Annotated in this window: 4 protein-coding genes; 2 read left to right on the top strand and 2 right to left on the bottom strand. The window is 48.0% G+C overall.

The window, feature by feature from the left end; genetic code table 11:
* Nucleotides 1-237: 237 nt before the first annotated feature.
* Together L0156_05245 and L0156_05240 are read right to left on the bottom strand one after the other, a co-directional pair.
* Nucleotides 238-1,962: an ABC transporter ATP-binding protein/permease gene (locus tag L0156_05245; GenBank protein MCI0602399.1), complete on the bottom strand. Its 1,725-nt coding sequence runs from the start codon at nucleotides 1,960-1,962 to the stop codon at nucleotides 238-240.
* A 55-nt stretch (nucleotides 1,963-2,017) separates the two neighbouring features.
* A complete protein-coding gene (locus L0156_05240; GenBank protein MCI0602398.1) occupies nucleotides 2,018-3,979 on the bottom strand; it encodes a GWxTD domain-containing protein in 1,962 nt (653 codons plus the stop codon).
* 118 nt (nucleotides 3,980-4,097) lie between these two features.
* Between L0156_05240 and dprA the strand changes: the two genes are divergently transcribed.
* The gene (dprA, locus tag L0156_05235; protein MCI0602397.1) at nucleotides 4,098-5,180 is read left to right on the top strand and encodes a DNA-processing protein DprA; all 1,083 of its coding nucleotides are present in this window, start codon (nucleotides 4,098-4,100) and stop codon (nucleotides 5,178-5,180) included.
* Nucleotides 5,181-5,190: 10 nt separating this feature from the next.
* Nucleotides 5,191-7,578 carry a type I DNA topoisomerase gene (topA, locus tag L0156_05230; protein ID MCI0602396.1) on the top strand — a complete coding sequence of 796 codons (2,388 nt, stop codon included), beginning with the start codon at nucleotides 5,191-5,193 and terminating at the stop codon, nucleotides 7,576-7,578.
* The last annotated feature ends 3 nt before the right edge of the window (nucleotides 7,579-7,581 follow it).

The raw sequence follows: 7,581 nt of genomic DNA, 5'->3' as shown, positions 1-7,581 counted from the left end.
ATATGCAGGAGCTCCAGCGGGAGTTTGAGGTTGATATCGAGGAATCTGTGATTGTAAGTGCGCACGAAAACGTCAAGCATGAAATCTTTACTTTCATAACTGCTTTTTGCAAACGCTGTCATGCTTCGAATCATGATCCCTCCTTAAGGAGTGACAAAGTTATGAGTTATGAGTTATGGGTAATGAGACACGATAACGGGACTCGGCACTGATTGCTCATTACTCTGGCACTTCTTTTCAAATATCTAAAATTCCATATTGAAGCTCGTGAAATTTTCTGTAAAGACCTTTGGAATCCAGCAGATCTTCATGAGTGCCGATTTCTTGAATCCTTCCTTTTTCCAGTACAATGATTTTATCCGCTTTTCTGATTGTAGAGAAACGGTGAGCTATGATGAATGTAGTACGATGTAGGGTAAATTCCGACAGCGCCTTTTGAATGGCGATCTCCGATTCTGCATCCAGCTCCGAAGTCGCTTCATCCAGAATCAGAATCGCAGGGTTTCTCAATATGGCCCGCGCGAGAGCGAGCCTTTGTCTTTGGCCGCCTGAAAGCCGGTGACCCCGCTCACCAATTTTTGTGGAATAACCATCCGGCATTCTGGAAATGAAATCATGAGCATAAGCGGATTGCGCCGCTTCTTCGATTTGACCGATGCCGGCGTTCGGAGTACCGTAAGCAATATTGGCGGCTACTGTGTCATCAAACAGCACAGTTTCCTGCGTGACCAGTCCAATCTGGGCGCGCAACGAGCTGAGTGTGACCTTTCTTAAATCCTGTCCATCGATCAAGATGCGACCCTCGCTAACGTCGTAAAGACGGGGGATCAGGTTAACAAGCGTGGTTTTTCCTGCGCCACTTGGGCCAACCAGTGCCACGACCTCTCCCGCTCGAACCTCGATCGAAACGTCATGGAGCACAGCTATTTCCTCATATTGAAAAGAAACATTTTGGAATTCGATTTGCTGAGACAGCTTCGATAGTGGCACGGCTTCCGCAGAATCAAGAATGCGAGAATCATGCTGCAGGACTTCTTCGATACGCGCGTAGGATGCCAGGGCCTGTTGAATGCTTTGATTGGCCTTGCTCAGTTTCTTGACCGGAGTGTACATGAAAAACAGAGCAGTCAAAAAAGCAGTGAAATCACCTGCAGTCAAAACTCCGGCCTGGATCTGGCGACTTCCATACCACATCACCAGTACGGCGGCCACACCACTGAGGACCTCCATAAAAGGTGAAGAAAAGGAAACCACGCGCGCGGCATGCAAACCCTGTTGCAATAATTTCTCGCTCTCGTGTTGAAATTTCGCGGCTTCATTCTTTTCCATTTGATACGCTTGAACAATTCGAGAACCAGTAATCGTTTCAAATAGAATCTGAGAGAGTTTTCCGATTCTTTCCTGGGCTTTGCGGCTGAGAGTGCGTAACCGCATTGAGAATCTGGTAATCGGATAAACAACGATGGGGAAGAGTAGAAGGGAAATCAAAGCGAGCTTCCAGTCCAGATAGAAGATTACAATGAGCAAACCGACAAGCGTAAAACTTTCTTTGATCAGATCGCCGATCGTTTTGGAAATCGCATCCTGAATTCGATCTGTATCGCTGATCACCCGCGTGCTTAACTCTCCGGTTCTGCGATCGGAAAAGAAAGAGAGGGACTGGAAAATAATGTGGTTGTACAACATATTCCGCAGGTTCCTTACGAACTCCAGACCAACGGCTGTCATGAAATAGGAAGAAAGGAAGGAGAAAATTCCCTTCCCAATATAAAAAAGGAGCAGGAGTACTGAAACCCGCAGCAAAGCTTCCTGTTTTATCTGGATCAAAATATCATCGAGGATTTGTTTTACCAGAAGGGTCAGCTGAGCTGTAAAAAATGCAACGCCCAGCATGCTCCCCATCGCGATGAGCCAATGGCGGCGATAGGGTCTGAGAAGTTCAAAAACTCTACGAAGGTTCATAAAACTAATTCGAATTGCATATGAACCGCCACAATTATGCAATATGCAATTTGCACTATTGCCTGTGAGTCTCTAGCTCTTTCTGGATTTCCGGTTGGTTCGAGTTTAGCACGAGGGATTTTTCCCAGTAGCCAATCGCTTCCACAGTGTTGCCCATATGGATTTGAATCCTGCCCAGGGAATTTAAGATTTCTGTAGTGTAGTAGCCGCTGTCGAGCGCCTTTTTCATCATCTCGGAGGCTCTTTGCCAGTCCTGCTTCTCGAGAAGCCATTTGCCGAGGAGATAGGTGCCCTCAACATCGGCTGCGTTTTCCTGCAACAATTTTTCGTAAGATGCGATCGCCGCTTCATTGTTTCCTTTTGCTTTTTCAATGCGGGCGCTTAAGCTTCGAACAGCGTAGGAGGATGGCGCGAAATCGAGCGCGATTCTCACATGTTTCGATGCTTCCACCAGCTGGCCATGATTGTAATATTGAAGCGCGAGATTGGAATGATAGTTTTCGGGAGCTGCCGAGAATGGAGCAACAATTCTCATCCGTCCCAACACTTCAACCTCCGTACTGATTTTGAGAGGAGCCTGCGATTGCAATTTCGTTGTATCGCGACTCATTTCAAGCTTCAGCGAATAGGAACCTGGAATTACTCCCTGTAGCTTTAAGGTTCTGATCAATTCGACAGAAGGACTGGAGGAAGCCAGAGGCACATCTTCAACGACTTCCATGACAGATTCATTCCCCTTCAACAGAGTCATTTTTAATTGCCAGATCCCTTCCAGTTTTATTTTCTGCGGATTAGCCAGAACGCTGTACAGGACAAGTGACTGTCCTGCATTGAATGCGAAATTCTCCTTTGGAAAAAATTGTTTCATGGAATAAACGAAAGGAGCCTGCTCGCTTGTTGCGGCGCTGATTTTAAAAGCGAAAAGAGGCGGCAGTAACTGCAACTCTCCTGTAAGCGGATTGATGTCAAAGGATTTCTCAATTTTGCCGGCGGCATTGGAAGCATAGTCCCGGTAAAGACATTCCAGGTGGTATTTTCCTGGAAGCAAAAAAGAATCAAATTGATAAGCGAAGTGATAACTTTTTGCGCGTTCAAACTCGCTTCCGGAGAGTTTTAAATAAGGACTGTCATTGATCTTCAGTATCTCATTTCCTTTTTCATCAGTGATCTTCCCGAGCAAATCGATTCGTGCTTGATAGGTTTCCTGGTCTTTTTCGAAGGTCATATACTTCGGTGGAACGGATAGAGCAATGCTGGTGCGGAACGTGCCGTCGCCATGCGGCACTGCGTAGGTATAAACATCGGCTTCGAAACCCTGATAAACAACCGTTGTTTCTACGCTCGGTCTCTGTTTCTGGATCAATAACCGCTTGATCGCGCCCGGGTCCTGAAGGACCATGCGAATGGTTTCGGATTCATTTACATTGGAACCGACCGTGTAGCGTTCGGCTGCTTGAATAATCTGAGGATCAAAAATCGCTTTCAGTTGCATGCGAGCGCGCGGGCTGGAATCCGGATCATACTGGGAGGGAGTCAATGCTTTGAATCCGTCAAATAACGGGCTGTAAAGACGGTATTCGCCCGCCCCCCAGCGCTTGAAAAAAATCAGTTCGAGAGATGGCGGCAGGCCACGCAACCCGAGACTGTAGTAGGACCACAATTCCAGGGGGTAATATTTGTCCGAACTGGGATGACTTTCCACCGAGTTTGGTTTCCCCAGAAGAATATAGATTTTCGCCCTGTCGGAGGGGATCCCGTAATGTTTTTTCGCATAGGCATATCGGGTCTGATAGTCAGCCTGGAACTCGTTTTCAGGTGTGATCGGATTTGGATCCAGACTTTCCCATAAGCTCCGAACAAAGAGTTCCTTCTGCGTGTCATTGAGTTTGCGAAATTCCTCTTTTTGCTCGCCCGTAAGAAGGTAATACCCTTCGCTTTTGATCCACTCATCCCAATTTGTAGGCTGAGCGAATACAAAACCTGAAATAAAGAGAAAAATAAGAGCGTAACGAATCATAAGGTTACAATTATAACTTTTTTGTACTGCGGGCGTCCCGCCTGCAGATTGACGCGGACGGGGTCGTCCGCGCTACTTCTGTTTGAATCTGCCAGCCCTTTGTGTTAAGTTGCTCCGCATGATTTCCTGGGTCGCATTAAATATGGTAGAGGGTCTGAAGTCGATCCATCGCGCAGCGTTGATCAAAACTTTTAAATCGGCCGAGAGCGTATTTCGCCAGACCGAATTGGACCTCATCGCGGCGGCCCAGATAAAGCCGGACGTGGCTTCCCGAATTGCTCATTTTGATTTTCGCAATGCCGAGAGGGAGATTTCTTCAGCCCGGCGATCCGGCGTTACGCTCCTTGCGTTTGATGAAAAAAAATATCCGGAACTATTGAAGAACATTCCGGATCCTCCTCTTGTTTTGTATGTGCGCGGAGAGTTCATGGAAAACGAGGTCCCGGTGGCACTGGTTGGTTCACGCAAGGCGACACCTTACGGACTGAACGTCACCCAGGCACTGGCGCGTGATCTCGCGAAGATCGGTGTAACGATCGTAAGCGGTTTGGCTCGGGGCGTGGATGCACGAGCGCATTACTCTGCGCTGGAATCGGGAGGCCGGACGATTGCGGTTCTTGGCAGCGGGATCGATGTCATCTACCCTTCCGAACATAAAATGCTCGTTGAAAAAATTTGCAGGAGCGGCGCGGTGGTTTCGGAATTTCCGATGGAAACTCCGCCGAACCGCGATAATTTTCCGGTTCGAAACAGAATCATTAGCGGTCTTTCCCACCTGGTGGTTGTTGTGGAAGCCTCTGACAAAAGCGGATCGCTGATCACCGCGCGCATGGCTGCCGAACAGGGAAGGGAAGTTCTGGCCGTTCCTGGAAGTGTCTTCAATGAACAGAGCAGAGGATGTCATGCATTGATCAAGGATGGCGCTTCGCTGGTTCGAAATTGGCAGGATGTGATCGCAGAATTGCCGAATCGTCTCTCGAACGCGTTCTTGAACCAGAAACAGGAAAATGAGCCGGAGCACTTGACAGAAATCGAAAAGAGCATTATTGCCTTATTGTCTTTTGAGCAGCCGAGTCATGTAGATCAGATTGCTGAAAAGGCAGGAATTCAATCGAAGGACTTGTTGGGAACGCTGGTTAATCTGGAGTTGAAGAACTATATTACGCAAATACCGGGGAAGAACTTCCTTCGAATTAAATAGGAACTAAATTATGGCAAAATCACTTGTGGTCGTTGAGTCTCCAGCGAAAGCGAAGACCATCAACAAATATCTGGGCGGGGACTACGTGGTCAAAGCGTGCATGGGGCACATCAAAGATCTTCCCAAATCCAAGCTTGGTGTGGATGAAGAAAAGGATTTTGAACCCCATTACGTGATCATTCGCGGAAAGAATGACATCGTAAAGGATTTGCAGAAAGCTGCCCAGAAAGCAAAAAAGATTTACCTCGCTCCGGATCCTGACCGGGAAGGGGAAGCGATTGCTGCTCACCTTGCGGAAGAATTGCAGGATGGAAAACCAGTCCATCGCGTCATTTTGAATGAAATTACAAAAGAGGAAGTGAAGAATGCTTTCGCCAATCCAACCGTGATTGACGAAAAGAAAGTTCAAGCTCAACAGACCCGAAGGATTTTGGACCGGCTTGTGGGTTATAAACTTTCTCCTTTGCTTTGGCAGAAGGTAAAACGCGGCTTGAGCGCGGGGCGCGTTCAATCGATTGCTTTGCGATTGATTTGTGACCGTGAACGGGAAATACTTGCCTTCGTTCCGGAAGAATACTGGATCCTCACCGCATTTTTAGAAGCAGATGAGCCCCCGGTCTTTGCAGCAAAGCTCTTGCGCAAGGGCGGCAAGAAATTATCCGTTGCTGATCAGCAAACGTCTGATCAGATTCTCGCGGACCTGCAGGACGCGGTCTACACGGTAAAAGAAGTTGAGAAGAAACAGCGTAAGCGCCATGCTCCGGCGCCCTACATTACCAGCAAACTGCAGCAGGAAGCTTCGCGAAAGTTCCGGTGGCCAGTAAAGAAGGTCATGATGGTCGCTCAGGAGCTTTACGAAGGAATCGAAGTGGGAGAGGAGGGAGCTGTTGGTCTCATTACCTACATGCGTACCGATTCGGTTCGTATCTCCGAACAGGCTTTGCAGGAAGGACGCAAGTACGTTCATGATGAATACGGACGCGAATATTTACCGGACCAGCCAAACTTTTTCAAGAACAAGAAGTCGGTGCAAGATGCGCACGAAGCAATCCGGCCGACATCCGCACACAGAACACCCGACAGCGTCAAGCATTATTTATCGCGCGATGAGTACAAGCTCTATCAGCTGATCTGGAATCGTTTCGTTGCTTCTCAAATGAAGTCTGCGGAATTTGATGAAACCATCATTACTGTTTCAGCAAAGGATTTTGAATTCGAAGCGAGCGGCCAGGTGATGACGTTCGCCGGCTATTTGAAGGTTTATCAAGAGACAGAGGAAACAGAGTCTGATCAAGGACCAAGCAACTTGCCACCGGTCGAAGTGGGTCAACGGCTCCGCTTAGACAGGTTGGAACCGAAGCAGAATTTCACGCAGCCTCCGCCAAGATTTACGGAAGCCGCGCTGGTTAAGGAGCTGGAGGACAAAGAAATCGGACGCCCTTCGACCTATGCTTCCATCATTTCGGTCATTCAGAACCGCAACTACGTCATTAAAGAAGAGAATCGTTTTAAACCGACGGACCTTGGACTTTTGATTTCCGATTTGCTGGTGCAACACTTCGACGAACTCATGGATTTTAAATACACCGCGCATCTGGAAGAAGAGCTGGATGAAATCGAGGAAGGTTCAAAGGTATCACTGGAAGTATTGAATGAGTTCTACGGAGATTTCACGAGAGACTTGAAAAAAGCATATGACCTGATTGAGAATATCAAGGCAACAGGGATCGCCACCGATCTGAAATGTCCTCAATGCCAGAGTCCAATGGTGAAACGATGGGGCAAGTTCGGCGCGTTCCTGGCCTGCACCAACGAGGAATGCAAGTACACGCAGAATCCTGACGAAAAGCCGGGTGAAAGTATAGGTGATGTCGGCTCTGAATCAGAACATGTGTGTTTAAAATGTGGCAAGCCACTGGTTGTCAAAGTGGGGCGTTATGGAAAATTCCTGGCATGCTCCGGTTATCCTGAATGCAAATTTACAGCGACGCTTACTCCCTCCAAAACCGCCGCGGAAGGCACAGTGGAAGTGCCGGGAGAAAAATGTCCACAATGCGGCAGCGAGCTCGTCGTCAAGCAAGGACGTTTTGGACCCTTTATCGCGTGCAGCAATTATCCGGACTGCAAATACATTAAGCCGAAAACAGTTGATGTTAAGTGTCCTGAGGATGGCGGAGACCTGGTTGAAAAGAGAACTCGTGGACGAAAAATCTTCTACGGATGCAGCAACTATCCGGACTGCAAGTTTGCGGTGTGGTACAAGCCGATCCCGCAGGAATGTCCCGTTTGTCATGCGCCTTTTATGCTGGAAAAATACCGGAAGGATCAGCCTTCCATCCTCGAATGCTACAATAAAGAATGCAAATTCCAGCTAGAGCCGGTTCCCGCAGAACCATAATTT

The organism is bacterium, assembly GCA_022616075.1.
Lineage (GTDB): Bacteria > Acidobacteriota > HRBIN11 > JAKEFK01 > JAKEFK01 > JAKEFK01.
This window is presented reverse-complemented; position numbering and strand designations above follow the sequence as displayed.